Below are 26,458 nucleotides of genomic sequence, written 5' to 3'. Positions count from 1 at the left end.
GGGCGCTAAGGTGAGCAGCAGCAGCTCAGACAGTCAATTTTTGACTTGGCAGCGGTCAATTGCAGTACGTGCGGTGGTTGGCTCGTGAGACGCTGCTGGGGGCGGTGATGTGAAATTGGCTGAGGCAGAGCTTTTGGCGATCGAACCATTCGGTATAGGAGGCTCAGACACATTGCCGGGCTACCGTCAGGATGCAATGCTTGCCGATAATAGCGGGATTTTCTATTCAGGCGAGTTGCGGTATCCGATGCAAGCGCACCGACGACAAACAAGGAGTTTTGCAGGTGACGCCGTTTGTGGATTTTGGCAATGTTTGGAACCCCAGGGAAAGCGCGGTTTTGGAAACTAATAGTTTGCTGTCAGCGGGATTGCACCTGCGCTGGCTGTACAGCCAAAGGTGGAATGCTCAGCTTGGGCTGGGGAATTCCTTTGATTGGTATTAAGTCGAGCAATACGAGTTTACAAGAGCGCGGGCTGTATTTTTTTGTAGAATTCAAACCTTTTGAGGAAAGCAGTCGTTTTGTCCTTGGCGGAACTGAGCAATTTCGCTATATAGTAATAATTATCATTTGGCACTCATCGTTAGGTGCCAAAAGTGTATTTTACTGATAATTTTTCAATAAAACTATGTCTAGGGTACGGTTGCTGCTTTTAAGTTCTTTTGCTGCAGGTTTTGGGCTTTGCTCCATCATTCTGGCTATGTTTACGATGACTTCCCGGCTGTCGTTTACCTCTTTTTTTACCTTTGTTTTAACTTTGGTTTTTTTTGGAATTAATCTGCTTTTTGCTTTGCATTATTATACATCACTTACTAAGCAATTGAGTGTTAAAAATAAAAGGAAAGCGAGAATTTAGCTGTTGTGAAGCAGAAGCAGAAAAAGGCATGGATAGTTCTTTATGAAATTTGAAGGGAATTCAGGAAAACGCCTCCGGGTTAGGAAAACTATCTAGCTGTAAGCCATAATTATTTAAAGTCTAATTATTTAGGAGGTCTGCCTGGAAACAAGACTAAAATAGTATTAATTTGCTAAGAAGCCGATCGCACTAAAATGACTGTACAGTCGCACCCCCGCGCCACAGATTCCGGAATGTTCCCGTGAATCACCTGCTTCAGCAGCCCTTCACGGCTAGCTCCCAGGACGATCGCATCGCACTGATCGTTCTGAGCCAAATCAATTAAAGCATCCGAAACCGATTTAGCGCAAACCGAAGTCGCTATTATCGAACAGCTAACCCTGCGCTTGATAAACTCCGCTGCTTGCTTTAATTCCCCCCTATCTGGTTCTGCAACAGAAGGCTGGTGAACCTGACACAATTTAATCTCCGGTACAGCACTTGCAGCCACCAAAGCAGGTAGCAGCCTCAAAGCTGCAGCTTGCTTGTAACCGCCCCGAATAGGAACCAACCAGCGGTGCAAACCCATCAGGGTGTGCAGTCCCAATTCTGGCCCTGGAATGTCTGAATTCGGCGGGGAAAGTTCAGTCTCTGGAGTCGCTGATGAATCTGAGGATATCGCAAATTTGGGATGATCTGCGCCGTCAACTCTTTCGGGATTTAAGTCGCATTCTATAGACGCATATTTCCCCCCGTTAAGAGCGGTGGCAAACTCATTTTTCTTGCGGTTTGCTAATATTTTTTCGCTCCATTTAACCAAAATAACCTCGCAGCCGGCTTGCCTAATTACGGTATCGACCACATCACCAAAAATGCGTCCAGTGGTGGATGTTTCGCCTTGCCATCCCATCAAAATTAAATCGATATGTCGCTCCTTAATTGTCTCTAAAATCGCGTGAGGTACGTCATGAGCTACCCGTATTTGGGTGTGTACAGGCAAGTTCCAATTGCGAATAATTCGTTCGGCTTGTTGCAGCAGGCGGCGGCTTTTTGTTGTCCGCACTGTGGTTTCTGAGGGGGAACTGTTGCGCGGTACTAAGATGATTTGCAGGCATTCTAATTCATAATTACGATCGCGCGCGATCGCGGCCGCCAGCCGCAGCAAAGCGGGTGCTGTTTGGGGGTTGGAAAGCGGCACTAATAAGCGGCCGTTTCCGACTTGCGGAGCTCTGGTTTGATAGACAACATAGGAAGGTTCTGGATGCGGGCCCCGGGTTGTTTCTCCGCTGAGGCGATCGGATTCAACTCGGATAATGTCGCTGCGGGTAATAATTCCCACCAAACGCCGACCTTCTACGACTGGTAAGCGGCTGATATTGTAGTTGTTAAGCCTGTACAATACCTCGCTTAAAGTATCGCTTGCTTTGACGGCGATCGGCTGTACAGTCATAAATTCTTTGAGCAGCGAGTTGCCGGACAAATTGCGCTCGCGGGCATTTGCCAAATCGGTTTGACTGACAATTCCGACTAATTTGCCATCTTCAACGACTGGAAATCCTCGGTGGTGCGATCGCGAAAATGCCTGGATCACTTCATCGAAAGTCAGCAAACTCGAAAGAGTTTCAACTCGGCGCTGCATCACGTCATCTGCGTACAAGTCGCTCAAAGTATTGCTTGCAGCTTTTGCCTTTGTCAGTTGAATGCCGTTAAACTCCAAAAGGTGAGTGTACAGCGAGCCACTGTCTACCTTTTCTGCGACTAAATAAGCAACTACAGAACAGATCATCAAAGGCAGCACTAATTTGAAATCCGCCGTAATTTCAAACACAATTACTACCGCAGTAATCGGTGCTCTAGTAACCGCGCAAAAAAATGCTCCCATTCCCGCCAAAGCGTAAGTTACCGGCAAACCTACGCCCAGGGAATCTGCCTGCACAATGCCCACCATGTGACCTAGTGCAGAACCCATAACTAGGGAAGGGGAGAACAATCCTCCCGGAGCTCCTGAAGCGGCGGAAATAATTGTCAGGAAAAAGTGAGCTATAAAAGCAATTAAACTCGTTATTCCGCTTGCTTCCCCGGTCAGCAGAAACTCTCGCAAACCCGTATTGTTGCGGAAAGTTTCTGGGAGGAGAGCTATTACTGAACCGCAGATGATACCAGCTAGAGCCACTCGCGCGGGCAAAGCTAATTTGAGCGATCGCCTGTTAAACTGCAAGCTAGCAATAATTCCTTTGCTGAAGCAAGCTCCCAGCAATCCCGCTAAAACTCCTAATAGTATGTAGAACGGAATTTCCTGAGCTTCAAAACTGCTGGGGTACTCGCGAAGGTTCAAATTTAAACTATCGCCGCCCAAAAGCTGCGAGACAACTGCACCGATAAATGAAGCGATAATTGCAGTCCCTAAAGTCAATCCCGAAACGTCATACAATAGTTCTTCAACTACAAACAAAACTCCTGCAATCGGAGCGTTGAAACCCGCAGCCAATCCCGCAGCAGCACCGCAAGCAATCAATTGTCGGCGGTAGTCTGGAGAAGTAGGCATCAAGTGACCTATCCAGCCGGCCAAAGAGGCTCCTATTTGCACAGTCGGGCCTTGCCTTCCTAAAGTTAAACCGGAACCAACTGCTAAAATAGTGGTCAGAAGTTTGGCGATAGCTACTCGCAAATCTAAGGCAAGATTGACGCCGCCCAGAGCAGCTTTGACGTGAGGAATACCGCTGCCTGCAGTTTCGGGAGCAAAACGCTCTACCAAGAAACCTGTCAGCAACCCGCCAAATAAACCGACAGCCGGAAGCAAGATCCAAGCTGGAATTAATGTCGAGGTAGCAACTCGCCAACTGCCGAGCCATCCTACTCCTGATTTGAGCAAAACCCCAGCCAGCCCTGAAATTAAACCGATCAGACAAGCTTCAAAAATAGCGAGGCGTTTCGGTCGTAAAAACAGTTGAGACTCGATGACCCTAGAAGGTTCCCTAAGTTGTTTAGGGATAGTAATGTACGGCATAAATAGCGTAGATGGCCTGATAATTGTCTGCTCGATAGCACTTTAGCGAAAAATCGTTCGACTTAGCAAAATATAACTAATTTTTAACCGGAGGTGTACCAAAATTAACGCAGATTAATTTTACTAATCTGCGTTACTCTGCGGTTATTTACCCTATCATTTCCACCAATGTTTTTAAATCGGGCACTTCCAAGTCTGGCTGGCCGCTGGCCGGCAGTGTCGCCCCAAATCCTGCTTTGTCGTGTCTGCGATTTACCCAAACTGTTGAGATTCCCATGGATGCGGCTGGTACAATGTCATGATAGATGCTCTGAGCAACGTGCAGGAGTTTGTCAGTAGAAATTCCCATTGTTTCTAGGGCTATCTCAAAGTTGCGAGTTGACGGTTTGTACGATCGCACTTGTTCCGCAGTAATCAACCAGTCGAATTCAACTTTTAAGTGTTTGACTGTACCACCAAACAAGTCATCATCTATATTGGAAATTACTGCCAGTTTGTATTTCTGCTTTAGTGCTTCCAACGCTGCAACGGTATCCAGAAATGGTTGCCAATTTTTGACGGAATCAACCAAACAGTTTATTTCTGTTTGTGTCGCTGCAAAATCCAATTTTTTACACAAAACTTTAACTATTTCTGGCAAAATCTCCCGATATTTTATATAAAGATGATTCTTACTTTCTAATTCTGACTCGACCGCAGCAAAAAGCTCTAAAATGCCGTCATCGCTGAAATCAATTTCCCGATTTGACAGCAATTGTTTCAATGCGGGCAATATCCCTCTTTCCCAATCTATCAGAGTACCGTAGCAGTCAAAACTCACCACTTGAAATTGATTGAATTCCAGCATACTTCGCTCCTAGTTTAGGGTTGATATTCAGCAAAAATTTCAATTTTTCCCACAATATTTTGATTAAATTCAGCCAATTCTTCTGCGGGAATCCAATATTCTTGGTGGCTAGAACTGCCCACAGTTTGTACGGGATATTTTTCCAAGAATTCTGCCGCCACTCGAAAGCAGGTAACATAGCCGAAATATCCCGAAGCTGCATCTTTTGTATTCCAATCTCGCGCGACTTGTATGGCATAGACTTTTTGAAGCACGGGATAAAAAGTAGGTTGGAAAGATAAGCGCGGGGGAAATTCCATAAAATCGCTTTCTTTAATCAGTTCCATTTCTTTTTTTCCGACTGCTCGGAACAGCGTTACTGTTTCTTGCTCTGATATATTGATATTTTTAAACCAAGCCTTCCAACCGCTCCAATTATGAACTATTTTAGCCAATTCAGCGTAACCGGCGGCGCGGGGATGGGAGCCATCGTTTTCGGTAAGTTCTTTTTGCCAGATTTCTGATTTTTGCAGTGGCGTGCAAACATCTAAATAAGGCACTTCTAATTCGCTGCAAACTTGGGAAAACTGTTCGGATAAGTTGGCAATCCGGCTTGTGCGATCGGCATCGATAACTGGCGGTGGCCCTACCATTAATACTGGAAATATATTTTGGGCTGACGTGAGAATAGAGCGGGCATTTTCAATTGATTTCTCAACTTCTATGCGAATTTTTTCGTTTTCTAAGTGAGTGTCATTGACGCCAAAGGAAAATACGATTCGACCGTCGCTGTAGTGAGGTAAGCGGCAAGAAACTTCGCTAAACCAACGAGTTTCTATATCGGCACTGGTTTCTCCCCTTATTCCTAAATTGTAGTAGGTAATATCGTGTCCTTGTCCGCAAGCGGCAGCGCAAATCCGTCCTGTCCAACCGAGACATTTTGGATCGCCAGTACCGTTTACAAAAGAATCGCCGATAAAACAAATACGCATATTATGTGTGGGAATTGGGAATTGGTGACTGTTGACTGTTAACTGATGATTGATGACTACTAACAACTAACAACTGCCAACGGCTTTTAATTCTTGCCGATGACGGACAATCCCTCTACAATTAGAGATGGTGTGTGGCAAGAACCGTTCCACTCGGAGTCTCCTCCCAATTCTACTAATTGTTTGAGGACGCTGTAAACGTTTCCGGCTACCATTGTGTCTTTGATTCTGCCGACTATTTGACCTTTTTTGACTCGGTAGCCGAGATCGACGTTAATTGAAAAATCGCCGGAAATTCCGGCACTCCCACCAAGCATTTGATCGACTACAATTCCGTCGTCTAATTGAGCGATTAAATCGAGTAGCGACAGCGAACCTGGTTTAATCAAAACATTGAACAAACTCGGCGTCGGATAGCTGCCTAAACCCGGGCGAAATCCGTTGCCGGTGGTGCCGCTACCCAAGGCTCGACCGGTGGTGCGATCGGTATAAAATAGCTGCAACACTCCGCTGTTGATAAACACGATCGCCCGAGTGGGAGTACCTTCGTCGTCAAAAGGACAGCTATAGGGCCCGATATCCGGCTGCTGCGAGAGGGTGACAAGCGGCGATGTCACTTGTTGGCCTAATCGATCGTTCCAAGGCGAAGCGCCTTCGAGTACCTGTTTGCCGTTCAACGCGGCACACACAGTCCCCCACAGTAAATCGGCTGCTTTGGCTGTAAATAGCACCGGCACGCGGCCCGTGGGGGGTGCTACATTGTCTTTCGCCCATTCCAAACGTTGCAAAACCCGCTTGGCGCTGGTGTTTAAGTCGAGAGTACCGCGTTCGGTTTCGCCTTCCCAAATGTTGAGGAAATCTTCGCCCCGCACTAATTCTGCTGATAAGTAACCGCTGAGGGTAGTGTCGGTGTGACTCGAATCTAAACCTTTGGTGTTCACCAAGCGGGTACTCTCGATTTCGCAGTCGAGTTCGGCGGTGCAGAGGCTTTCTGGATAGGCTTCGCGGACGATCGCGATCGCCTCTTTGCCCCAGTTTACTAGCTGTTCGGCCGACACTGACACTCCGAGATCGGGATAAACAACTTTCTCACCGGTGCCGAGTTCGATGGTTTCCGGTTCGTTAAGTTGCGAAAGCGCGATCGCCCTGTCCACCAAAATTTGTAGTTCCACAGGCCCGTAGGCCACCGCCAAACCGGGCCGCCCATCCCGCCACAGCCGCAGTGCAATGCCTTCTGCTTGGGCGGTTTCTAGCTGTTTGAGGCGGTTTGCTTCAAAAAAGACCGGCCGTGAGAGCGATTGCGATTCCAATACCTCAGCAGCTTCTGCACCTGCTTTGGTGGCTAGTTCTAACAGTTGTTCTGCTGATTGGTGATTGGTCATTGTTCTGGGTGGTTGGTAATGGGCGATTCGATTTTCGATTTTCGATTTTCGATTAAAGAATTGGCAATAACTTACTGGATATGGATTGGGTGCACGGGTCTACATTTAGATTCTTTGGGGAAACTGCTGGAATGGGCGATAAAAAGATTGTACGCATTTGTGATTGTTTCCATCTTGCCAATCGCGCCAGTCGATTTTAGCTTTTAGATTTTAGGTTTTAGATTTACTCCACAGATGAATCTGGGAACTTGAACTAGAATCTAAAATTTTGATCTCTCCACGACAGGAGTACGTGGCACGGTATCCGTTTTTGGCTGTGGTCAGAAACCGGCTTTCTTGCTGCATTTCAGCTCTGAAAGCCGAGATTTTTCCTAAAAAAACCCGGTTACTTAAATTTGATTGAGAATGCTGCCACATATCAGTTATTGCCAAGCGAACGACTAAATAGTTAGTTCGTGCAACAGCCAAAATCCTGCAAAAGATTCCGATTCGGGATTTGACTGAATTGCTAAGAAATGTACTTTTTTTGCTTGCTTTTTAGCGGCTTCAAATCCTTTCGCTTCTCTCTCAGTTGCTGCGTCTCTGAGATTAGCTAAAATCCAGCGATCGTTAGCTCCCGTATCTAATACCAGCCTAGCAGGTGGGCCGCTCTCAAATTTCAGAAAAGCCAACTCCAACCCCGACATCCAACCTGCCAAAGCCGTTGCTCTCGACGAGTAGATAATTAGTCCCGGAATTTGCGTTTCTGGGGCGAGGCGTGTCATCGGCAGGCCGAAAGCTTCGCCAAATCCGATATCCCACTCGGACATTTCGTCAAAAGCTGCGATCGGCAAACTCACAAACGCCCATTTTTCGCCGATTAAAGCATCCGGCAGGGCAACTGGCGTTTCGGGTATAAATTGAACACTTGGGTTCACAACCGGTTGATAGCCCGGTTCGGCGGGATAAACGTTTTGCATCCGTTCTTCCAGCCACAGGCTGAGGGCGAGGGTGCGGCGGCTGCAGGCGGCGGGGATGTCCAAGTCATCGCAGGCTTTGGTAATCATGTTCGCCATTTGGCGGCGGAAAAAGCGGATTTTTTCGGGTCGTTTCGGTGCTGCGGCGATCGCCTCTTTAATTGCACCCGCCAGCCACAGGGAATTCACGGTAGAACTGGAGCAGAATTGCGAGTAGCGAAACAGAGATTCGGCCTTGTCGCCTACATTCAGCGGGCTTTCGCAGATCAACACTTCCCATTTTTTTTTCTCTCGCTCGTCTATGATTGGACGGCTGTAAAAGTCGAGTTCCCAAATAGTAGCCATGCCGCGCTGTTAAAAATTAATCCTTTCTCATGTTACCGGACAGCGGACAAGTTTCTGATTCTGACAATTTAAGATTGATTTTCAATCGCGGGCGATCGCGCTTTCCCAAAGATTGCCACTTTCCCTTGCAGCTTCCCGTGTAATTTTTGGCAGCAGTGCACAACCGGAAGCATTACCAACTGCTCGGAGAACTGTCGCGGAGCAATCTCAACACCCGATCGTTTGTTAAACTTGTGCAAGCCAGGGAAAACAAACAGTATAGCTTGATCCCATGAGACAAATCATTCTCGAAAAGATTGTTTCTACCTTACAACCTTTAGATTTTGTTCTCGCTTTGTGGCAAGGAGGTTCAGCAGCCCACGGATACACAGACAAGTGGTCAGACCTCGATATTGCCGTTGTGGTTGAAGATAACTGCGTGGAAGAAACATTTGATATTGTTGAAAAAACCCTCGCAGAAATTGGCGAAATAGAACTCAAATATCGAGTTCCCGAACCCGCTTGGCACGGTCAATCGCAGTGCTTCTGGCGGATCAAAGAAACCCCGCCATTTTTGCTAATTGATTTTGCCGTTTTCCGGCGCACCAGCCGCAACGATTTTTTGGAAATAGAGAGACACGGACAAGTCGCGATCGCCTTTGACAAAACTAATTTAATTGTACCGCCACCTTTGGATAAAAACCAGCATTTATCCCAAATGCAAACCCGATTCAACGAAATTAAAATCCTATTTGATTTGCTGCAACCTCTAGTAAAAAAAGAGATTTATCGCCAACATTTAGTAGATGCGATCGGCAACTATCACAATTGGACGCTTCTACCCTTAGTCGAACTACTGGGCATGATTTACCGTCCCCACAGATACGACTTTGGACTAAAATATTTCAGCCGAGATTTTCCGCCCGAAATAGTCGATCGCGTCGCACCACTTTTCTGCGTTGCCAATCTTGAAGATTTGGCAGCAAAACAGCAAATAGCTGAGGTTTTTTTTGCAGAAAGTTTACCGCTTGCAGAAGCTAATTTTTACTTGGATAACACCCCAACACTACCGCCATAGGCTCAAAGTTTCGTACCGAAAGCGATTAATATAGTAGCATCAACCTTAAAGAGTAACATCCCGTGACAAAACTCAGCGTCAACATCAACAGAATCGCCCTCCTCAGAAACTCTCGAAATATCGGCATCCCCAGCGTTACCGAAGCCGCAAAAACAGTAATTGCTGCCGGAGCTCACGGCGTTACCGTCCATCCCCGCCCCGACGAAAGGCACATCAAAGCTGCCGATGTTTACGAATTAGCTAAAATGCTAACCGTTGAGTTTAACATCGAAGGAAATCCGTTTCAGCCGCCATTTATGGATATAGTTTGCGACGTAAAACCGGCTCAGTGTACCTTAGTCCCGGACGCTCCCGACGTGCTAACATCGGATAGCGGTTGGAATATTCCCGAAAATCGCGATCGCCTCTTACCAATCATTGAAAAATTAAAATACAATGGCATCAGAGTCAGCTTATTTATGGACGCAGATGCTGCTCTCATGCCGCTAGCAAAAGAAGTTGGAGCCGATAGAGTAGAATTGTACACGGAACCCTACGCGAGTGCTTTTCGCGAAGGTAGAGTAGAGCTTGTTTTTCAACAATATGTTTTAGCCGCTCAAGCCGCCCAAGCAGCAGGTTTGGGAGTGAATGCCGGACATGATTTAAATTTGCAAAACTTAGCTAAATTTTGCTCTATTCCTGATATACTAGAAGTATCAATTGGTCATGCTTTAATTGCGGAAGCCCTAGAAATGGGTTTGTTCAACACAGTACAAGCTTACCTAAAAATCCTGGCAGGTTCGTAAGATGAATTAACATCAGGTGGGAGGGCGGATTTTGGAGTTATTAACTCGTTTTGATCGGAAAAAATAACTAAATCCGCCCTCCAAATAAACAGGTTCAAAACTTACGGAAAAAAGAGTTTAACACGCTACAAATATGGTAAGGTGGGGTTTGCAGCGCCCTAGATAATTAGGCGATCGTTAAAAACAAAGTAAAACTAGGGGCTGTCACCCCGTGGGGGTGCTACCGGCTTTCTAGTAGCAAGGCAGAGCCTGAACCCCAGACACCGCGTTTTTTAGGTATGGGCATTTCTTTAGCAAGAAGATCCTCGGAAAAAGCTTTAATTTTCCTAGACCAAATTACTAATATTCTTTGATGATATTATGCGTAAGGAGGATCATTAAAATGTCCCGACAAACTAAGGCTACTACTTAGCTCTCGCACTGCCAATTTGCTACCCGCAGCTTTTGTGCAAGTACGGGATATTTACGTGTATCCTATATGCTCCTGTAGCCTCTGTGCGATCGCCCGATTTAATCCGGTGAAAACAGGCAAACACAAGTAACCATATACAATTCCTTACCCCCCTCGGAAGTGCGACATGAAAAAACTAATTTTACTGACTGGAATGCTACTCATGATGACGGCAAAATCAGTATTTGCCAGCCCAGTAGCCCCCAAAATTGCGCCGAGCGAGCTGATGGCTGCCTCGGAAATTACAGAAACCCTTAACAAACCTGTTACCTCTGAATCAGTTCCCAACCTCGAACCGATCGAGCGAATGTCAACCTCGGAAATCCGAGAAACCATCAACCAACCCACCACCTATATTTTTGAAGGCATCAAAGGGCGAGAACTCACTCTCTCCCTGTGGGCGGGACAACTGACAGCCGAACTGTACAGTCCCAATGGTGAAAATATGGGGGTTATTGAAAAATCAGACAATCAGTGGGTTGGCCAGTTGCCAGAGTCAGGCATCTACCGCGTGCGAGTTACCCCGAAAGGTGAAACCACCAGCTTTGTACTCGGACGCGATTTTAACGCTAAGTGGACTTATAGGCCCGATCGCGCAATTCCCATAGCCTTCAGGCAAAAACAAGCCACAGTCAAACTCAAAATGTCCGGCTACCAAATCCAGCCCATCACGGTTCAAGGCAAACAGGGACAAACAATCAGGGTGACAGCTAGCAACAAAAATCTAGATCTGGCGATCGAATCTCCGTCGGGACAACTCCTGGATCAAGGTGAAGGTCAAACTTTTGCTCAACTTCCCGAGTCCGGCATCTACCGGGTAATCGTAGTTGCCAAGAGGCCAGTCAAGCCCTCGATCCGAGTTTCTGTGCAATAGCAAAGATTGCAGAAATACTCTTGAGGGCGATCGAATTTGCGCCACAAAAAAAATAGCTCGCCCCATTGGCGAGCTATTTTTTTTGTAAAATCAACCTTGGATTAGCGCTTCAAAACGTTCTTGTTTCCAAATGCAGCTTAAATCCGAGTCAGCTAAAGCTAGCTCTCGGTATAAATTAGGGATCAACTCAACAGCCCGCTGCAAATTGTCAAGGGCCAAATCAGCAAATCCCAGTAGCGCATAACAGCAAGCTTTATTGTAAAAAGCGTTAGCAAAATCAGGATTTATTTCTAAGACTGTTTCGTAGCAAGCAATCGCCTCAGAGTAGCAGCCTTTTCGCGCCAATTCCACACCCCGGTTGTACCAAATTAAATAATCTTCAAAGGGACGCTCAGAGGTGGGAGTGAACTTGGCATTTCTCTGATTTAAACCTACTAATTTCTCTAAAGCAACTCTCCGTTCGCCCACAGCTTCGGCTCTGCCCGGTTGTAGAGCGATCGATCGGCTAAAACTAGCCACTGCTTGTTTGTAAAGTCCCATTGAGTGGGCAGCTATACCGCGATTGTACCAAGCCTTTGCGTCGTCTGGGTTAAACTCGATCGCCCGGTCAAAACTGTTGAGCGCCTGATAGTAAAGCTTGAGTTCCAACAAGGCATTACCTCGGTTGTACCACGCCCAAGCAGCCTCCGGGTATAAATTTAAAGAGCGATCGAAACTCAGAACCGCCTTCTCGTAAAGCCCCATATCGATCAGTGTCAGTCCCCGGTTGTGCCAAATACTCGCCGCACACGGACTGAACTCCAGAGCCCGATCAAAACTGTTGAGAGCCTCCAACCAGCGGCCCAACTTTCCTAAAGCAATAGCCCGGTTGTGCCAGCCAAAGCTCGCATTCGGCTCCACCGCCAAGGCCTCATCAAAACTCTTCAGCGCCTCTAAGTGCCGTTCTAATTTCCCTAGAGCCATACCTCGGCCGAACCAAGCCTTATAATGATCTGATTGCAACTTCAAAGCTCTGTTAAAGTTTGCCAGAGCACCATGATCATCGTTAGCTTCGAGGTGGCGCGAACCCAGATGGTAATACCAAGCCGCTTCCAAGTTTTGAATTAAGTTCATAATATTTTGTATCTATCTTAGGGATGATTCTACATGAAACCATACCTGGAGTAAAACTGTAATTCCACTAAAAATCTGAAACATTTGATACATAGCGATTACCCGTACACAGGACCAGTAACAACCTCAACAATTTGCTGTCGAAACTAACTATTTTCCTCTAGTAAAAAGCTCTTTTAGCTAACCGCACTCATCGCTTATTGAAGCTGCTGCGAATCTCACATCAGCCTGAATCACGCCACTATTACCGCATCCCAAATTAGGTTTGCAGTCACACAAAGAGTGCTAGAGCGCCCAAAGTCCAACTGCAAATCTCATACTGCTAATAGATCCAACTTCTGCTTGCCCAATTCAAGCAACCACAACCGCTGTTTTAGCATTCTCACCCAACATCAACTGGCCTGTCCCATCAATACTAAAATCTTTTCCCAGCACAAAACCCTTGCCCATCAACCGCTGGCAGACAACCAGCGCAGTAATCCGGCGAATTTCTTCCATCACGTCTGCAGGAATCAAATAACTCAAACTCCAGATCACGGACTCGCAGTCAGACCAAATCAAACGCTCCATACTGACAATCATCAAAGCAGCTAAACTGTCAACAGACAGCCGCCCTCTGAGATCCGCAATCAAATCTTTACCAATTAAACTATTGCGACTCATCATCGCTATAGCCATTTTCCCAATTTCTTTTTCGAGTTCTAAATGATTCATGCTTGGCACTGGCTTTTATATTTTTAAAGCACTACTAAGAGTAAAAACAGTAGACGCTACCAGGCTCTGCCATAGCATAGCTGGCGCAGGCTCTACCGCAACTCTTTTTAACAAAGTATACCTAAAGAAAGAGAAAAAATGTATCTAAAGGCAGATACAAAATTATTATTTTTTTGATATTAATTGGTAAACCAATTCCTACCAGAGTTAATACCTGCACATCGAGTATTTGTACTCAGTCGGGGCCGGAGTAAAGTCAATCCATTGGAGACTTGGAGAAAGCGACCTCACGGATGAATTCAGAGGGGTTGTACCCGGGCTGCTTTCGGTCGAAGATTGGTAAATTCCCTACATAATAAGGAAGTAGTTACTTCGGAGAAAAAACAGCAATGGCTGCAAACCAGGCAGACATCGATATTGCCCCCTTGATCGACTACGGCCTGATCGACCCCACCGCTACGCCAGAGCAAGTAGAATACTGTTGCCAACAAGCAGAGAGATTTGGGTTTGTCACAGTTTGCGTGTATCCCGCCTACGTCAGACAAGCAGTTGAGCTGCTGCACGGCAAACGTCCCAAAGTCTGTACAGTTATAGGTTTTCCCACCGGTGCTTCGACTTCAACGGTGAAAATTTACGAAGCTCTAGAAGCTGCAGATAATGGAGCAGTAGAGTTAGATGTCTCTGTTAACTTAGGATTGTTGAAAGCTGGAAGAATCGACGAATTCCACCGGGAATTAGCCCAAATTTGCGAAGAAACTAATCTCACCATCAAAGCAATTATCGAAAGTTCGCTCCTTTCCGATCCTGAAAAACAATTAGCGGCTGAGATTTGTATGGAAGCTGGTGTAGCTTACATCAAAACCAACACAGGCTTTTTTGGCCCGGCAAAAGTTGACGATGTGCGACTGCTAAAGGAAGTTACGAAGGGACGGATTGGGATTAAAGCGGCCGGCGGAATTCGTACTCATGAACAAGCTCTAGATTTGGTAGTAGCTGGGGCAACTCGTTTGGGGACTTCTCGCGGCCCCGAATTACTCCGCCAGCGCGATAATTTAGATAAAAGTCATTAGTCATTAGTTATTAGTTATTAGCAAGGCCTAATTGGTCATGGCTAATGGGGAATTAACTGGTTCCAAGGCTCTGCCTGGGAATCCATATTTAGAGGCTCTGCCTCGGCTGGGATTAGGAGGCAGAGCCTCCGGATCTGCGTTACCAGGCAGAGCCTTGGAACCAGTATCTAATAAAAGTTCTGCGTCGCGGACTGTTTTTGCTACTTTCCTGGTAAATCTAAAATCTAAAATCTAAAATCTAAAATCGAGTGACTCGAACTTACAAAGCAACTGGAATCAATCTCAAGAGTGCGCCCATCGGCGAATCCGATCGAGTGCTGACAATTTTGACGCGGGAATTCGGCTTAATTCGAGCCGTAGCACCGGGTGTTCGCAAACAACGATCGACCATCGGCGGTAGAAGCGAGTTATTTGTCGTTAACGAATTGCTAATTGCCAAAGGCCGATCGCTCGACAAAATTACCCAAGCCGACACGGTACAATCCCATCCGGGTTTGAGCCGCAACCTCGGAAAACTCTCCGCCGCGCAATATCTGGCCGAATTGGCGATCGCCAGCGCCCTTTCCGATGAGCCCCAAGAAGAACTCTTTTGGTTGCTGGGCGAACACTTGAGCCGTTTGGAGCGTTTGTCCGATCGCACAGAAATTGAATCCGCCGCCGTGCTTGTCGCCCACCTCAGCCACGGCATTTTTCACCTGCTAGCCTTAGCTGGCCTCGCACCCCAAGTCCAAGTTTGCTGCGCCACCAGACAGCCGCTCATCCCAAATTTCACCGATCCGAACTGGCAAACCGGGTTTAGTATACCCTCTGGGGGAACCTTCAGCTTGCCCGAGCTAGCTAACCTAGAGGCAGAACTCTCTTCAGAAATCGGTAGCTTGTACAAATCCGCCTCCCGTTCCCGGCAAACGAATAGCAGCAAGCACTTGACAAATTTTGAGATAAATGCTAAGGAATTAGCAGCGCTGCAACAGTTGGCTAGTCCAGAACTAGGAGAGGGAATTGCCGATCGAACAACTTGGGTATCAGTAGAAAATATTTTGCGGCAATATGCCCAGTATCATTTAGGTTGCACGATTCGCTCGGGAAGCTCGATCGACACCTACCTAGAGAGTTTTGAGTTTTAAATTTTGAGTGTTGGCTTAAATAGGTGAACGGGCGATCGTACATCGCACCCCCAACCTGCCGGATACCCGAACCAGCCGGCCATTTCAGGTAAATTCTCAAGGTTGTTGCGACATCAGATAATAGATAGAGATAAAGTTACGAGATTATTAATAAACTTAGGGGTTAACACCTCAATTTCAAATTCCCATCCCCCCAACCTCCACCATCCCAGGCCATCCACCCCAAATCCTATGATGCGACTGTCCGATTCTGATTTGAGAATATCTGTGTTAGCTGTGACCCACCACAAGATGGAAGAACGAGAAAATTTTCCAGATTTTGACTCTTATCCCGTCTCCGCCGATCGACAATGGAGCAACGTCCCAGACCCAGAAATGGATAAATACCCCACAACTCCCGAAACAGAGTCAACCAACGGCAATAGCCCACAATCCGAAGCAATCTCCCCGGTTCCTACACCAGAGCCAGCAGCAGAAGACTCGGAAGCAGTAGCCGAAACTCCCGAAAAAGAAACGGGATTTCTGCCAGTGCTTAAAAACCCAAATTTTCTAGCATTGTGGAGTGGGCAAGTTTTTTCTCAACTAGCAGATAAAGTTTATCTCGTACTGACGATCGCCCTCGTAGCCAGCCGCTTTCAAGCACCAGATCAAACCATCAGCAGGTGGGTATCGGCAATCATGATCGCCTTTACCATTCCCGCAGTGCTGTTCGGGGCTGCAGCAGGCGTGTATGTCGATCGGTGGTCGAAAAAAGCAGTGCTGGTCGCCACAAACCTGCTGCGGGGAGGCTTTGTTTTAACATTGCCCGTGCTGCTGTGGCTCTCTGACGGGTGGGAACTCGGTCAATTGCCGCTCGGATTCTGCTTGCTGCTGCTAGTGACATTCCTTGTTTCGACTCTAACTCAATTTTTCGCCCCAGCAGAACAGTCAGTGATTCCCCTAATTGTGGAACGCCGCCACCTGCTATCAGCCAACTCCCTTTACACCACAACCATGATGGGGTCGGTGATTATTGGCTTTGCAGTCGGAGAACCCTTACTAGCTTTAGCGGACACCTTATTTTCCAACCTCGGCGGCGGACTCGGCATCGGCAAAGAATTAGTAGTAGGCGGAAGTTACGCCTTCGCCGGAGTGCTGTTGCTGTCGATGAAAACAGGCGAAAAAAACGAAGTCGAACACGAACCACCCCACCCCTTAGCAGATTTGCAAGACGGCCTGCGTTACATCAACGATCAACCGAAAGTCCGCAATGCTTTAATTCAACTAATTATTCTATTTTCCATTTTTGCAGCCTTGGCAGTTCTAGCAGTTCGGCTGGCAGAAATCCTCCCCGGTATGAAAGCATCGCAATTTGGCTTTTTGCTGGCGGCCGTGGGCGTTGGCATGGCTGCTGGGGCGGCGACAGTCGGCTATCTAGGCCATAAATTTTCTCACTCCCAACTGAGTTTAATCGGATCGATCGGCATGGCACTTGCTCTGATGGGCCTTTCTGCATTTACACACCATTTGTGGCTCTCGGTGCTGTTCATTACCCTGTTGGGTTTATTTGCCTCATTGGTGGGAGTGCCGATGCAGACTACAATTCAAGCAGAAACTCCAGAAGAAATGCGGGGAAAAGTCTTCGGGCTGCAAAACAATGCCACTAATATCGCTTTGAGTTTACCGTTGGCTTTGGCCGGGGTAGCGGAAACATTTCTGGGTTTGCCGACAGTATTTTTGGGTTTAGCAGGATTAGCGATCGCTGGGGGTGTCTTAACCTGGTATATTTCCCGTAGCACTAATAGCAAAGTCGATCGAATCTAAAAAATAACAAACTCTGATTTACTGGAATGCACATCGCTTGGCTAGGAAAAAAATCACCTTTTTGCGGTAACGTCACTTACTCCAGGGAAGTCACCAACGCACTATTAGACCGGGGATACCAGGTCAGTTTCCTGCACTTTGCCCAAGAAGCGGGCCCACTGGACAGGAACAATACGGGGTGGAACATGGCAAATAGTTCATGGGGAAAGGGAATTGCTCAAACCTCATATACCAATTCGCTCTCGCCCGCCAGTTGCAACGAAGTCTCTTTACCCTGTCACTACAAGTCGCAAATTTATACGATTCCCACTCTCAAGTCCCGCACAGTGCTGATGAAATCTCTGCGGCGGCTCAAACCCGATGTTGTTCACGCTTCCCTGACGCTTTCGCCTCTAGACTTTTTGCTGCCGGAAATTTGTCAAGAATTGAATTTGCCTCTGGTGGCGACTTTTCACCCGCCGTTCGATCGCAAATTGCGGAATTTGACATCGGGAACGCAACACCTGATGTATCAACTGTACGCTCCGTTTTTGGCTAACTACGACTCGACGATCGTTTTTTCTCAAATTCAGCGGGATATATTGGTGAAGTTGGGAGTGCCACAGGAACGGGTGGCTGTGATTCCCAACGGCGTGGATGCTGTTAAATATTCTCCAGGGCCTTCGGGGTTGAAGTCGGAATTAAAGGCCGATCGAATTTTTGTTTACCAAGGCCGCATTGCCCAGGAGAAAAATGTCGAGGCTTTGCTCAAGGCATGGAAACAGTGCAATTTTGGCCCTGGGAACGTATTGGCGATCGTAGGCGACGGGCCCCTAGCCGCCTCGCTGCAACTGTTTTACGGCGAAGATGATGGCATTGTGTGGCTCGGATTTGTTGCCGAGGAGGAACGCCGAATAGAAATTCTGCGGGGTGCAGACGTATTTATTTTGCCTTCTTTGGTGGAGGGACTGTCGCTGTCGCTGCTGGAAGCGATGGCCTGCGGTTTAGCTTGTTTGGCAACGGATGCCGGTGCTGACGGCGAGGCATTGGAGGAAGGTGCGGGGATAGTTTTGAACACTCAGCGGGTACGGAGTCAGTTGCAAACCTTGCTGCCGCTGTTTTGCGATCATCCTGAGTTGGGAATGCTGCTGGGTCAAAAAGCACGCCAACGGGCGATGGAGCGATACACTCTCAGTCAGAATATTACTGAGTTGGAAAAGCTTTATGCAGAGGTTTTGCAAAAGCAGCGCGTACTAATTCGGGGTTTAGCATGAATGTTTTGATCGCTCGTTCCCAGGCTGGAGCCTGGGAACGCAGATCCGGAGCCTCTGCCTCCTCCTTTGTCCCAAGGGAAGCTCTTTTACTCGTTACCAGGCTGGAGCCTGGGAACGCAGATCCTGAGCCTCTGCTTCCATTTTCCAGCCGAGGCAGAGCCTCTAGATATGGGTTCCCAGGCAGAGCCTTGGAACCAGTCAATTGATATCAAAGCGAATCCGTTACCGAACTTTTCTACCCTCCCGGGCGCAAATAATCCAAAAGTCGATCGCCCGAATCGGCCCGAATCAAAGCAACCACAACATTCGGCAAACTTCCCAAACTCGGATAAACAAAATAACGCGGTTCCCACCGCGGCCCAAACTTATCTTTAAAACTGTGCAATCCCTTAAAATTATAAAACTTGCTCAAGTGTTCCGAAAGATAAATCAAAACCTTTTCCAACCGCCCAGATTTCTCAGCCTCTCCCACTCCCGCCAAAGCCGACAAACCCAAATCAAATTCTTCATATCCTAATTCTTGACAATGCTGCAACATCGAAGCAAACAAACACTCCATCGTGCCATTTTCCACCTCAGTGCAACGCCGCATTAAATCAACTCCGACTACCCCATCTCCCGCCGATATCATATTAGCAAAAGCACTAATTCTACCGTCGGGAGTGTGGATGGCTGCGGCGCAAGTTTCCCGCACATATGCCTCGTCAAACCAACCCACGGAAAACTTTTTTTCCGCACCCTGAACCATTTGCAGCCACTCTTCGCTCACGAGTTTCATTTGCCGCATCAATTCGGAACTTAAAGGAGGTTCGTAAAATTCGATTTGATAACCAGCTTTTGTAAGTCTGTTGATAGCAGTTCTCAAGTTTTGATTGCTCTTGCCTTTGAGAGTAAAAGTTTTGAGATTAACAATAGCTTCTTCGCCAATTTGCACCGCTCGAAAACCGAGAGTATAATATATTTCTAGATCCTGGGGCAAAGTTTGATAAAATGCTGGATACCAATCATTGCGATCGCAAAATTCTTGAAACCCTAGAATTGCTTCTTTGCGGTCTTCGGCAGGCCCGATGGGGTCTCCCAAAGCGATCGCACCTCTACCTTTCGGCACATAGGCGATCGTACTTTTTCCTGAAGGACTAAAATAATAAGATTTATCCGGAAGCAACGCCAGTCTCGCTAGGGTTGTCCGCCCATATTTTGCTACAACTTCTTTAGCTTTATTCCGTTCCGAAATACTTGCCGAATTTCGCAGCAATACCGGCCGCAGCAGCATTAAAAGTGCGTAACCAAGCGTTACTGTACCTACAGCATAAATCGAATCTGCAAAAAAGTTAGCAAACCGATTTTTCGGAACCAATCCCGCATTATCCGCCGTAAAAAACATGGCAAAAGTCTGGAATAAAGCTGTGTCTAAATCAAAATTAACCGCTTGTCCGTTAACTTTAAAACCCCCATCCAGAATGTAAAAACCCGCCGTTCCGTAAGCCAGCGTAAACAGCAAAGCCCCCACCAAAACCCTGATTCCTTGAGCAATTGAAGGGCGATCTGATTTAGCTGTAAACGTCTTCCGCATCACCAACAAATGAAACAGCAGTACCCCAGAAAGCAAGCTTTCTTCAACATCCAATCCCTTGACTAAATGAATTACAATAGAAACGATTAACAATCCCACCGTCAGCAACCAAGCAATCCGCTTGCGCCGCAACAAATTAGTTGCCAGAGTTAGCAGCATAAATCCGATAACTGCTGCAAAAAAATGACCGCCCGCACGCACGGGAAAAGGAAAAAACGGCTCCAACCAATTTCGGCGATCGGGTAAACTGGGAGTTACAGCAGACAGCAAGTTAATAACTCCTACCAATCCGGTTAAAAATGATGCAGTCCAGAGTCCAATCCTAGTTTTTTGGGGTAACACTGTTGACCTTTCTAATTTTTCTGTGTTGCCAGTGATATTTTAAACTGTTTTCCAACATAGCTCAAAGAATCGGCTAAATGCTTGTGCCAATAATTCCAACCGACATCCGGGCCAACAATCCCGTGTCCTCCGGGAAATTTGTTAAACTCGTTGGCTATACCCAAACTGTTTAATTGATCGTGAAACTGTTGCGTGGAAATCAGAAATTTTTCGTCTGCTTCCCCCGCATCCAAATAAGCGCGCAACTGCTTTTTATCTTTAACAGGGAGTTTTTCCACTAAATATTTAGGACTGTTAGCCTTGCCGCTTTGATCTGTAAAATAACCGCTGTGGCTGAACAGAATATTAAAATTATTCAAGTAGCGCAAACCGATATTAAAAGCTCCCCAACCCCCCGAAGATTGTCCTCCCATTGCCCAGAATTTGGGGTCTTCCAGCGTTCTGTAGCGCGATTTTACGATCGACACTAACTCGGAGCCGATCGCGGTTCCCACCTTACCGTTGGGCCCGTCAAAATACTGCGGGTCCCACAAAGGACTCGTACCCCGCTTGTCGTTCCCGTCAGGAGTAATTACAATTGATGGCGGCAATCTTTTGCTTTTATATAAATCGTGAAGCACAGAAGTAACAGCAGCTTTGTCCTGATAAGCGCGCGCGTCTCCGTGCCCGCCGTGCAGCAAAAAAATGACTGGATAGCGCTGTTTGGGATTTTTTGCGTACCCAGGTGGCAAAATTAAGCCGTAGGTGCGCTCGGAATTCATAGCTACACTTTTATATGTTTTGAGTTGAAAATTTAAGTCAGCATCAGCCACTACTTTCGGAGGGTCTAACTGAGGTGCTCCGGCAATAAAAACGTACCAGTATCCACTAGCACCGAGGAGGAGGATTGTACCCGTACCGATACCTAAAACTTTTCCCAGCCACTTAGGCATACTTTCAATCTCTCTTTTTTATCTGCGAGCGCAATCCGTACATTATATGCAAGTATATTGTAGAACTGTAGGTGAGGTCGATCGCACATTTTGCAGCTAAACTGCAACGGTCCCTGGAACCCGTTCCACAGTTAAAGTGCAACGATGTTAAATTCTTCAATTCTTTAATCTAAAATGGTATGACTTATCACAATCCTACTCCTACAGTTGATATTATCATCGAATTAGCCGATCGGCCGCACCGCCCGATCGTACTCATCGAACGCCGCAATATTCCCTACGGCTGGGCAATTCCCGGCGGTTTTGTCGATTACGGGGAATCGGTAGAAACGGCGGCAAAACGCGAAGCTTTAGAAGAAACGAGCTTGAATGTAGAATTAATCGAGCAATTTTACGTTTATTCTGACCCAAATCGCGACCCCCGCCAACACACGATCAGTATTGTATTCTTGGCTTCTGCAACAGGCGAACCTCAAGCCGCCGACGATGCTAAAAATTTACAATTTTTTGAATCTTGGCAGATTCCCCATCAATTATGTTTCGATCACGATCGCATTTTGCGCGATTATTGGCGTTACCGTCATTATGGATTGCGGCCGCGTTTGTAGGGTGAGGATTTGTTAACAGCAGATGCACGCGGATTAACGCAGATTGATTGCTATGATTTATCGGTGATTTATCTGTGTTAATCTGCGGTTAAATTCATTAAACTAAATTCTATGGCAAGCTTGACAATATTAGGCGGAGGTGCTTGGGGTTCAGCACTGGCAAATCTGGGAGGCAAAAAAGGATCTCGAGTTAATTTGTGGTCGCGCAGCAGTTCTTTTAATCTAGAATCAGTTATAACAGGTGCGGATGTTGTTGTTTCGGCAGTTTCGATGAAAGGAGTTGGAGCAACGGTCGATCGACTTTTGGCTTTACAGTTAAGTCCCAGTACAATTATAGTTACTGTCACCAAAGGTTTAGACCCCGCGAGTACGCGCACTCCGTCTCAAATTTGGCAAAATGCTTTTCCTAACAATTCAATTGTGGTACTTTCCGGCCCCAATCTTTCCGAGGAAATTCAGCAGGGATTGCCGGCTGCAACGGTAGCAGCGAGTTTGGATTTAGCGGCGGCCAAGCAAGTGCAAAATATTTACAGTTCTGATATTTTTCGGGTTTATGTGAATGAAGACCCGCTGGGAACTGAGTTAGGTGGAACTTTGAAAAATGTATTTGCGATCGCCGCTGGTGTTTGCGACGGTTTACAATTAGGAACTAATGCTAAATCTGCTTTGCTGACTCGCGCTTTGCCGGAAATGATTCGGGTGGGAGTTCGTTTGGGAGCTCGCGCAGAAACTTTTTACGGTTTGTCTGGTTTAGGAGATTTGCTCGCTACTTGCAACAGTCCTTTATCGCGTAATTATCGGGTTGGTTTCGGATTAGCTGAAGGCAAATCTTTAGAGCAAATTTTGCATGAATTACAGAGCACTGCTGAGGGAGTCAATACTACTAATGTGTTGATTGATTTAGCTAATCAACGCGGCATTGAAGTGCCTGTTTCTCGCCAAGTTTATCGCTTATTAAATGGTGAAATTACTGCCGAACAAGCCGTTTTATCGCTGATGGAACGAGCTTTGAAACCGGAGATTTTATAATCTGTACGGCTAGATAGGTAAGGACTTAAGCAAAGCCTAAGTCCTTACCCTTACCTCAAATTTCAAGAAGTGGGTTCACGAGTTGCTAGTTATAAATTAAGAGTTCTCAGCGACATTGGTTGAGCGATCCGATTAATGTTTTGAGAGCTCGGTAGATAAAGAGTTTAAGGCATTGAAGATGAGTTGTGAACCCAAACTCTTTAACCGCTCGCTGCTACTACTTAAGTCATAACTTAATAACTCATAACTTGCAGAGCTAGTTGCACCAGCTTTACATCTTGCCTTGCTGCATTACCTGTTGAAGGTGCTGCCGAATTTCCTTCGTGTGTTCCATGTCAGCTTGCTGCAATTTTTGAAACAGGTCAGCACAAGGCTGAGAACCCATTTCCCGAGCATCTTTCATGTAAGTTTCGTAGGCTTTCAAAGCTTCAGACTTGTTTTGCAAAACAGTTAACAAATCATACTCGAGGTTGCTAATGACTGTACTACCGTTAGTATTCATACACTGACCCTCTGCTAGGATTTGTCCCAAGTTTGACCGATCCAGAGATGACTGTTCATCTGTCTAAAAGGGTAGATAATTTTTACTTTCCGCCGTAATAAAATGCAACTTCTTTATCTTTCAGCGGGGCGAAGTCTGCAGCAACGAGCATTTTATCGAGTTCGCTTTGAGGCAGATGTTTGACACCGATTCGGACAATGCGCGATCGCATGGTATTTGACACGCCACTGCGCTGTCTGCCGGCTTCTAATCCCATCACTTGCTGATAGAGGTCTAATTTTGCTTGCGGAATCGGAGTACCGTCAAAGTCGATTCCAGAGGCGATCGCAACATCGATCGCATCTGCACCAGTTGTAGATTGAGCCGCTGAGTTTGTTTCTGAAGACATTGTGCTATTAAATCGAAGTTTGTTGTGGAAGCATTTTATCAGATCACCTTTTACTTTGGTCAAATTTATCAATATTAATATTTTGCGTTTGCATGAATATTTGACGTTTGCCAGAAAGTCCGCCGGGGTTTTAACCCCCGTCTCAGATAGCAAGTCGACTGAAGAGGACTAAAGAGAAAAATAAAAAATGCTTTCCAGTCGTTTTTTGAGGATTTTTGCTATTAGACACTGGTTTAAACTCCTGGCGGACTTTCGGACTGACGAACTAACCAAGTGGCAGACTTAATTACACAGAAAAAAACCTATAGATTTCGCTCAAATCTACATTGCCACCACTGACAATCACGCCAATCCGAGCATTTTTAGCCTGCACAACACCTGACAACAAAGCCGCCGCTGCTAACACTCCAGTCGGTTCAACAACTATCTTCATGCGTTCCCACATAAAAAACATTGTCTGGCGAATTGCGTCTTCGGAAACTGTTGCCATATCGTCCACATAATGCAGCACCAAAGGAAAGGTTAATTTGCCCAAAGATGGCGTGCGCGCACCGTCAGCAATAGTATCGGGGTTAGTAACAGTTTGCAGCGTTTTCGTGCGGAACGATCGCGCAGCATCGTCTGCTTGCTCGGGTTCTACTCCTATTACTTTACACTGCGGAGACAAAGTTTTTGCGGAGATCGCGCATCCCGACAGCAAACCCCCGCCACCGCAACAAACTAACAGCAAATCCAACTCCCCAACTTCTGCGATTAATTCCAGCGCCGCCGTACCTTGTCCCGCAATCACCCACGCATGATCGTAAGGAGGAATAATTGTCAAGTGCCGTTGCGCGCCAATTTTAGCGGTTAACTCTTCGCGGGAAACTTGAGTGCGATCGTACAAAATAATCTCTGCGCCGTAGCCGCGAGTCGCTTCTTGCTTGACTTTGGGCGCATCTGCCGGCATGACAACAGTAGCAGGAATTTCTAGCAACCGTGCCGCCAGGGCGATCGCCTGCGCGTGATTTCCCGAAGAAAAAGTCAGCACTCCCCGCTGTTTTTCGGCTTCAGATATCTGCATCAAAGCATTGCAAGCACCCCGAAATTTAAACGAACCCGTGCGCTGAAAGTTCTCGCACTTGAAAAATACCTGAGAATTTGTGCCTTTGTTGAAAGTTTCCGAAGTCAGCACCGGTGTCTTAAAAGCTTTGCCCTGCAAGCGATTTGCCGCCGCCTCCACATCCGTGAAACAGACCGATAAAGGATTTTGGGCACATAAGTCGGTACTCATAGATTTTATATTGGGGCGATCGAGAACTTTATTTGTAGGATGGGCATAGCCCGCTTCACTCCTACCATTAAATTATCAATTTTTATCATAAGCTTATTAATAATTATCATTAGAGGTTACGCTTAATTGTTAAAAAAGCTGTTGACTACAATCAAAGTTATGACAATTTACTATCAAAAAGTAAAGGGACGTTTGTACTTGCACAGGAGAGAGATTAATGAATACAAATTTAACCACCGCCCGATTAATTATTGGGAAACAGCACGGCGCAGTGTCTTGATTTTGGGTAATATCCAATCCGTTGGCATCGGAATTATTCATCTGTCTCTTCCCTGTCTCTGAATCCTCTGTGTCCTCTGCGGTTATATCGATTCCGATACAACCGGAATCGATATAACGGATAAAATAAACCGCATTGGATCGTGAAATTGCTCTCGCGATCGCGATCGACTCTAACCCTAGACAACAACGTAAAAAAGGACTTGGCTGTGCCATTTCCCTACCCAAAAAAGAGCGACTAAATTGTTTAACAATTACAAAAAAAAGGACACAGTAATACTGTGTCCTTACCTGTTTATTGTAGGAACACGGCTTGCCGTGTCCCTAACCGTACCGCCGATATCCCGATTAGGATTCTTGCCTTTTAGAACAAGAACAATTCAGAATTACCAGTCGGTCCCAAATTGACATCGACAGTAGCAAACAAACTGTTGCCACCAACCGTAGAACCGTTGCTATCGTAATACAGCTTAGTAGACAAACCGTCGTAGATAGCCATGATGGACGGCCCGGTTAAAGTTCCTTCAAACACAGTTACATCAGAAACTGTGCTGCTGTAAGCGTAGAAACTCGAACCCAAAGGCCCAGATCCGGTCGTAAAGGCTGCAAAACCAGTGCTGTCGAGGTTAATTTGATCCTCAGCAGTGCTGTAATTGGTAATTACATCCCCGCCGTCAGCAGTAGTTCCGCTGAACACAAACACATCCAAACCAGTACCGCCGTCGAGAACATTGGTTCCCACACCACCGATTAAAGTGTCATTCCCGATACCGCCGTTGAGAGTATCGCTACCGCCACCGCCGAAGAGGCTGTCATTGCCATCGTCGCCGGAAATGCTGTCGTTACCCAAACCGCCGTCGAAAATGTCGGCACCGCTGCCGCCGCTGAAGATGTCAGCAAACTCAGTACCAGTGACGCTGTTAGCATCAGCATTTCCGGTAAACAA

General features: G+C 46.6%; 23 protein-coding genes. 10 read left to right on the top strand and 13 right to left on the bottom strand.

Annotation, left to right across the window (positions count from 1 at the left end; all coding sequences use genetic code 11):
* Positions 1–200: 200 nt before the first annotated feature.
* Positions 201–443, top strand: a complete 243-nt coding sequence (locus tag QUA53_RS06415; RefSeq protein ID WP_333095732.1) for a hypothetical protein — start codon at positions 201–203, stop codon at positions 441–443.
* A 584-nt stretch (positions 444–1,027) separates the two neighbouring features.
* On the opposite strand, the gene QUA53_RS06410 is transcribed toward QUA53_RS06415, so the two are convergent.
* The 5 genes from QUA53_RS06410 to QUA53_RS06390 form a co-directional block, all read right to left on the bottom strand.
* Positions 1,028–3,841 carry a chloride channel protein gene (locus QUA53_RS06410; protein ID WP_333095730.1) on the bottom strand — a complete coding sequence of 938 codons (2,814 nt, stop codon included), beginning with the start codon at positions 3,839–3,841 and terminating at the stop codon, positions 1,028–1,030.
* Positions 3,842–3,989: 148 nt separating this feature from the next.
* A complete protein-coding gene (locus tag QUA53_RS06405) occupies positions 3,990–4,688 on the bottom strand; it encodes a haloacid dehalogenase type II (RefSeq protein WP_333095728.1) in 699 nt (232 codons plus the stop codon).
* Between the two features lie 14 nt (positions 4,689–4,702).
* Positions 4,703–5,659, bottom strand: a complete 957-nt coding sequence (locus QUA53_RS06400) for a GDSL-type esterase/lipase family protein (protein ID WP_333095726.1) — start codon at positions 5,657–5,659, stop codon at positions 4,703–4,705.
* 86 nt (positions 5,660–5,745) lie between these two features.
* Positions 5,746–7,041 (bottom strand): TldD/PmbA family protein, encoded by a 1,296-nt coding sequence (locus QUA53_RS06395; RefSeq protein WP_333095724.1) that lies wholly within the window; start codon positions 7,039–7,041, stop codon positions 5,746–5,748.
* A gap of 440 nt (positions 7,042–7,481) precedes the next feature.
* Positions 7,482–8,342: a Tab2/Atab2 family RNA-binding protein gene (locus tag QUA53_RS06390; RefSeq protein WP_333095723.1), complete on the bottom strand. Its 861-nt coding sequence runs from the start codon at positions 8,340–8,342 to the stop codon at positions 7,482–7,484.
* Between the two features lie 271 nt (positions 8,343–8,613).
* Here QUA53_RS06390 and QUA53_RS06385 point away from each other — a divergent pair, with 271 nt between their 5' ends.
* The 3 genes from QUA53_RS06385 to QUA53_RS06375 all read left to right on the top strand — a co-directional run bounded on the left by QUA53_RS06385 (position 8,614) and on the right by QUA53_RS06375 (position 11,509).
* Positions 8,614–9,399, top strand: coding sequence for a nucleotidyltransferase domain-containing protein (locus tag QUA53_RS06385; protein ID WP_333095721.1), 786 nt, complete (start codon positions 8,614–8,616; stop codon positions 9,397–9,399).
* 62 nt (positions 9,400–9,461) lie between these two features.
* On the top strand, positions 9,462–10,184 hold the full coding sequence (locus tag QUA53_RS06380) for a pyridoxine 5'-phosphate synthase (protein WP_333095719.1): 723 nt from the start codon (positions 9,462–9,464) through the stop codon (positions 10,182–10,184).
* 578 nt (positions 10,185–10,762) lie between these two features.
* Positions 10,763–11,509 (top strand): hypothetical protein, encoded by a 747-nt coding sequence (locus QUA53_RS06375; protein ID WP_333095718.1) that lies wholly within the window; start codon positions 10,763–10,765, stop codon positions 11,507–11,509.
* 90 nt (positions 11,510–11,599) lie between these two features.
* Here QUA53_RS06375 and QUA53_RS06370 read toward each other — a convergent pair whose 3' ends face one another.
* Both QUA53_RS06370 and QUA53_RS06365 read right to left on the bottom strand, forming a co-directional pair.
* Positions 11,600–12,622 carry a tetratricopeptide repeat protein gene (locus QUA53_RS06370; protein WP_333095716.1) on the bottom strand — a complete coding sequence of 341 codons (1,023 nt, stop codon included), beginning with the start codon at positions 12,620–12,622 and terminating at the stop codon, positions 11,600–11,602.
* 351 nt (positions 12,623–12,973) lie between these two features.
* Positions 12,974–13,336 carry a hypothetical protein gene (locus QUA53_RS06365; RefSeq protein WP_333095755.1) on the bottom strand — a complete coding sequence of 121 codons (363 nt, stop codon included), beginning with the start codon at positions 13,334–13,336 and terminating at the stop codon, positions 12,974–12,976.
* 389 nt (positions 13,337–13,725) lie between these two features.
* Here QUA53_RS06365 and deoC point away from each other — a divergent pair, with 389 nt between their 5' ends.
* The 4 genes from deoC to QUA53_RS06345 all read left to right on the top strand — a co-directional run bounded on the left by deoC (position 13,726) and on the right by QUA53_RS06345 (position 18,586).
* On the top strand, positions 13,726–14,406 hold the full coding sequence (deoC, locus tag QUA53_RS06360) for a deoxyribose-phosphate aldolase (protein ID WP_333076519.1): 681 nt from the start codon (positions 13,726–13,728) through the stop codon (positions 14,404–14,406).
* Between the two features lie 248 nt (positions 14,407–14,654).
* Positions 14,655–15,530: a DNA repair protein RecO gene (gene recO, locus QUA53_RS06355; RefSeq protein ID WP_333095714.1), complete on the top strand. Its 876-nt coding sequence runs from the start codon at positions 14,655–14,657 to the stop codon at positions 15,528–15,530.
* 231 nt (positions 15,531–15,761) lie between these two features.
* Positions 15,762–17,333, top strand: a complete 1,572-nt coding sequence (locus QUA53_RS06350) for an MFS transporter (RefSeq protein WP_333095712.1) — start codon at positions 15,762–15,764, stop codon at positions 17,331–17,333.
* A 26-nt stretch (positions 17,334–17,359) separates the two neighbouring features.
* Entirely contained in the window at positions 17,360–18,586 is a 1,227-nt protein-coding gene (locus QUA53_RS06345) for a glycosyltransferase family 4 protein (protein WP_333095711.1), read from the top strand.
* Positions 18,587–18,821: 235 nt separating this feature from the next.
* Here the strand turns inward: QUA53_RS06345 and QUA53_RS06340 are convergent, their stop codons facing one another.
* Both QUA53_RS06340 and QUA53_RS06335 read right to left on the bottom strand, forming a co-directional pair.
* Positions 18,822–20,501, bottom strand: a complete 1,680-nt coding sequence (locus tag QUA53_RS06340; protein WP_333095710.1) for a phosphatidylglycerol lysyltransferase domain-containing protein — start codon at positions 20,499–20,501, stop codon at positions 18,822–18,824.
* A gap of 11 nt (positions 20,502–20,512) precedes the next feature.
* On the bottom strand, positions 20,513–21,433 hold the full coding sequence (locus tag QUA53_RS06335; protein ID WP_333095709.1) for an alpha/beta hydrolase-fold protein: 921 nt from the start codon (positions 21,431–21,433) through the stop codon (positions 20,513–20,515).
* Positions 21,434–21,612: 179 nt separating this feature from the next.
* Here QUA53_RS06335 and QUA53_RS06330 point away from each other — a divergent pair, with 179 nt between their 5' ends.
* Positions 21,613–22,041, top strand: a complete 429-nt coding sequence (locus QUA53_RS06330) for an NUDIX hydrolase (RefSeq protein ID WP_333095708.1) — start codon at positions 21,613–21,615, stop codon at positions 22,039–22,041.
* Between the two features lie 111 nt (positions 22,042–22,152).
* A complete protein-coding gene (locus tag QUA53_RS06325) occupies positions 22,153–23,070 on the top strand; it encodes an NAD(P)H-dependent glycerol-3-phosphate dehydrogenase (protein ID WP_333095706.1) in 918 nt (305 codons plus the stop codon).
* Between the two features lie 271 nt (positions 23,071–23,341).
* On the opposite strand, the gene QUA53_RS06320 is transcribed toward QUA53_RS06325, so the two are convergent.
* The 4 genes from QUA53_RS06320 to QUA53_RS06305 all read right to left on the bottom strand — a co-directional run.
* Positions 23,342–23,572, bottom strand: a complete 231-nt coding sequence (locus QUA53_RS06320) for a hypothetical protein (protein ID WP_333095705.1) — start codon at positions 23,570–23,572, stop codon at positions 23,342–23,344.
* A gap of 82 nt (positions 23,573–23,654) precedes the next feature.
* Positions 23,655–23,960: a small RNA NsiR4-regulated ssr1528 family protein gene (locus QUA53_RS06315; protein WP_333069813.1), complete on the bottom strand. Its 306-nt coding sequence runs from the start codon at positions 23,958–23,960 to the stop codon at positions 23,655–23,657.
* Positions 23,961–24,246: 286 nt separating this feature from the next.
* Positions 24,247–25,233 (bottom strand): threo-3-hydroxy-L-aspartate ammonia-lyase, encoded by a 987-nt coding sequence (locus QUA53_RS06310; protein ID WP_333095704.1) that lies wholly within the window; start codon positions 25,231–25,233, stop codon positions 24,247–24,249.
* Positions 25,234–25,876: 643 nt separating this feature from the next.
* Positions 25,877–26,458 (bottom strand): calcium-binding protein (locus QUA53_RS06305; RefSeq protein WP_333095701.1); only part of this gene is annotated, 582 nt, incomplete at its 5' end.

This window comes from Microcoleus sp. Pol12B3 (assembly GCF_036701355.1).
GTDB lineage: Bacteria > Cyanobacteriota > Cyanobacteriia > Cyanobacteriales > Microcoleaceae > Microcoleus.
This window is presented reverse-complemented; position numbering and strand designations above follow the sequence as displayed.

Bases quoted from the DNA above. Each gene is read 5' to 3' on its own strand.
- QUA53_RS06375 (WP_333095718.1), top strand. From the start codon at position 10,763: ATGAAAAAACTAATTTTACTGACTGGAATGCTACTCATGATGACGGCA.
- QUA53_RS06330 (WP_333095708.1), top strand. From the start codon at position 21,613: ATGACTTATCACAATCCTACTCCTACAGTTGATATTATCATCGAATTA.
- QUA53_RS06365 (WP_333095755.1), bottom strand. From the start codon at position 13,336: ATGAATCATTTAGAACTCGAAAAAGAAATTGGGAAAATGGCTATAGCG.
- QUA53_RS06320 (WP_333095705.1), bottom strand. From the start codon at position 23,572: ATGAATACTAACGGTAGTACAGTCATTAGCAACCTCGAGTATGATTTG.
- QUA53_RS06395 (WP_333095724.1), bottom strand. From the start codon at position 7,041: ATGACCAATCACCAATCAGCAGAACAACTGTTAGAACTAGCCACCAAA.
- QUA53_RS06370 (WP_333095716.1), bottom strand. From the start codon at position 12,622: ATGAACTTAATTCAAAACTTGGAAGCGGCTTGGTATTACCATCTGGGT.
- QUA53_RS06390 (WP_333095723.1), bottom strand. From the start codon at position 8,342: ATGGCTACTATTTGGGAACTCGACTTTTACAGCCGTCCAATCATAGAC.
- QUA53_RS06310 (WP_333095704.1), bottom strand. From the start codon at position 25,233: ATGAGTACCGACTTATGTGCCCAAAATCCTTTATCGGTCTGTTTCACG.
- QUA53_RS06410 (WP_333095730.1), bottom strand. From the start codon at position 3,841: ATGCCGTACATTACTATCCCTAAACAACTTAGGGAACCTTCTAGGGTC.
- QUA53_RS06315 (WP_333069813.1), bottom strand. From the start codon at position 23,960: ATGTCTTCAGAAACAAACTCAGCGGCTCAATCTACAACTGGTGCAGAT.
- deoC (WP_333076519.1), top strand. From the start codon at position 13,726: ATGGCTGCAAACCAGGCAGACATCGATATTGCCCCCTTGATCGACTAC.
- QUA53_RS06385 (WP_333095721.1), top strand. From the start codon at position 8,614: ATGAGACAAATCATTCTCGAAAAGATTGTTTCTACCTTACAACCTTTA.
- QUA53_RS06345 (WP_333095711.1), top strand. From the start codon at position 17,360: ATGCACATCGCTTGGCTAGGAAAAAAATCACCTTTTTGCGGTAACGTC.
- QUA53_RS06335 (WP_333095709.1), bottom strand. From the start codon at position 21,433: ATGCCTAAGTGGCTGGGAAAAGTTTTAGGTATCGGTACGGGTACAATC.
- QUA53_RS06325 (WP_333095706.1), top strand. From the start codon at position 22,153: ATGGCAAGCTTGACAATATTAGGCGGAGGTGCTTGGGGTTCAGCACTG.
- QUA53_RS06350 (WP_333095712.1), top strand. From the start codon at position 15,762: ATGATGCGACTGTCCGATTCTGATTTGAGAATATCTGTGTTAGCTGTG.
- QUA53_RS06405 (WP_333095728.1), bottom strand. From the start codon at position 4,688: ATGCTGGAATTCAATCAATTTCAAGTGGTGAGTTTTGACTGCTACGGT.
- QUA53_RS06400 (WP_333095726.1), bottom strand. From the start codon at position 5,659: ATGCGTATTTGTTTTATCGGCGATTCTTTTGTAAACGGTACTGGCGAT.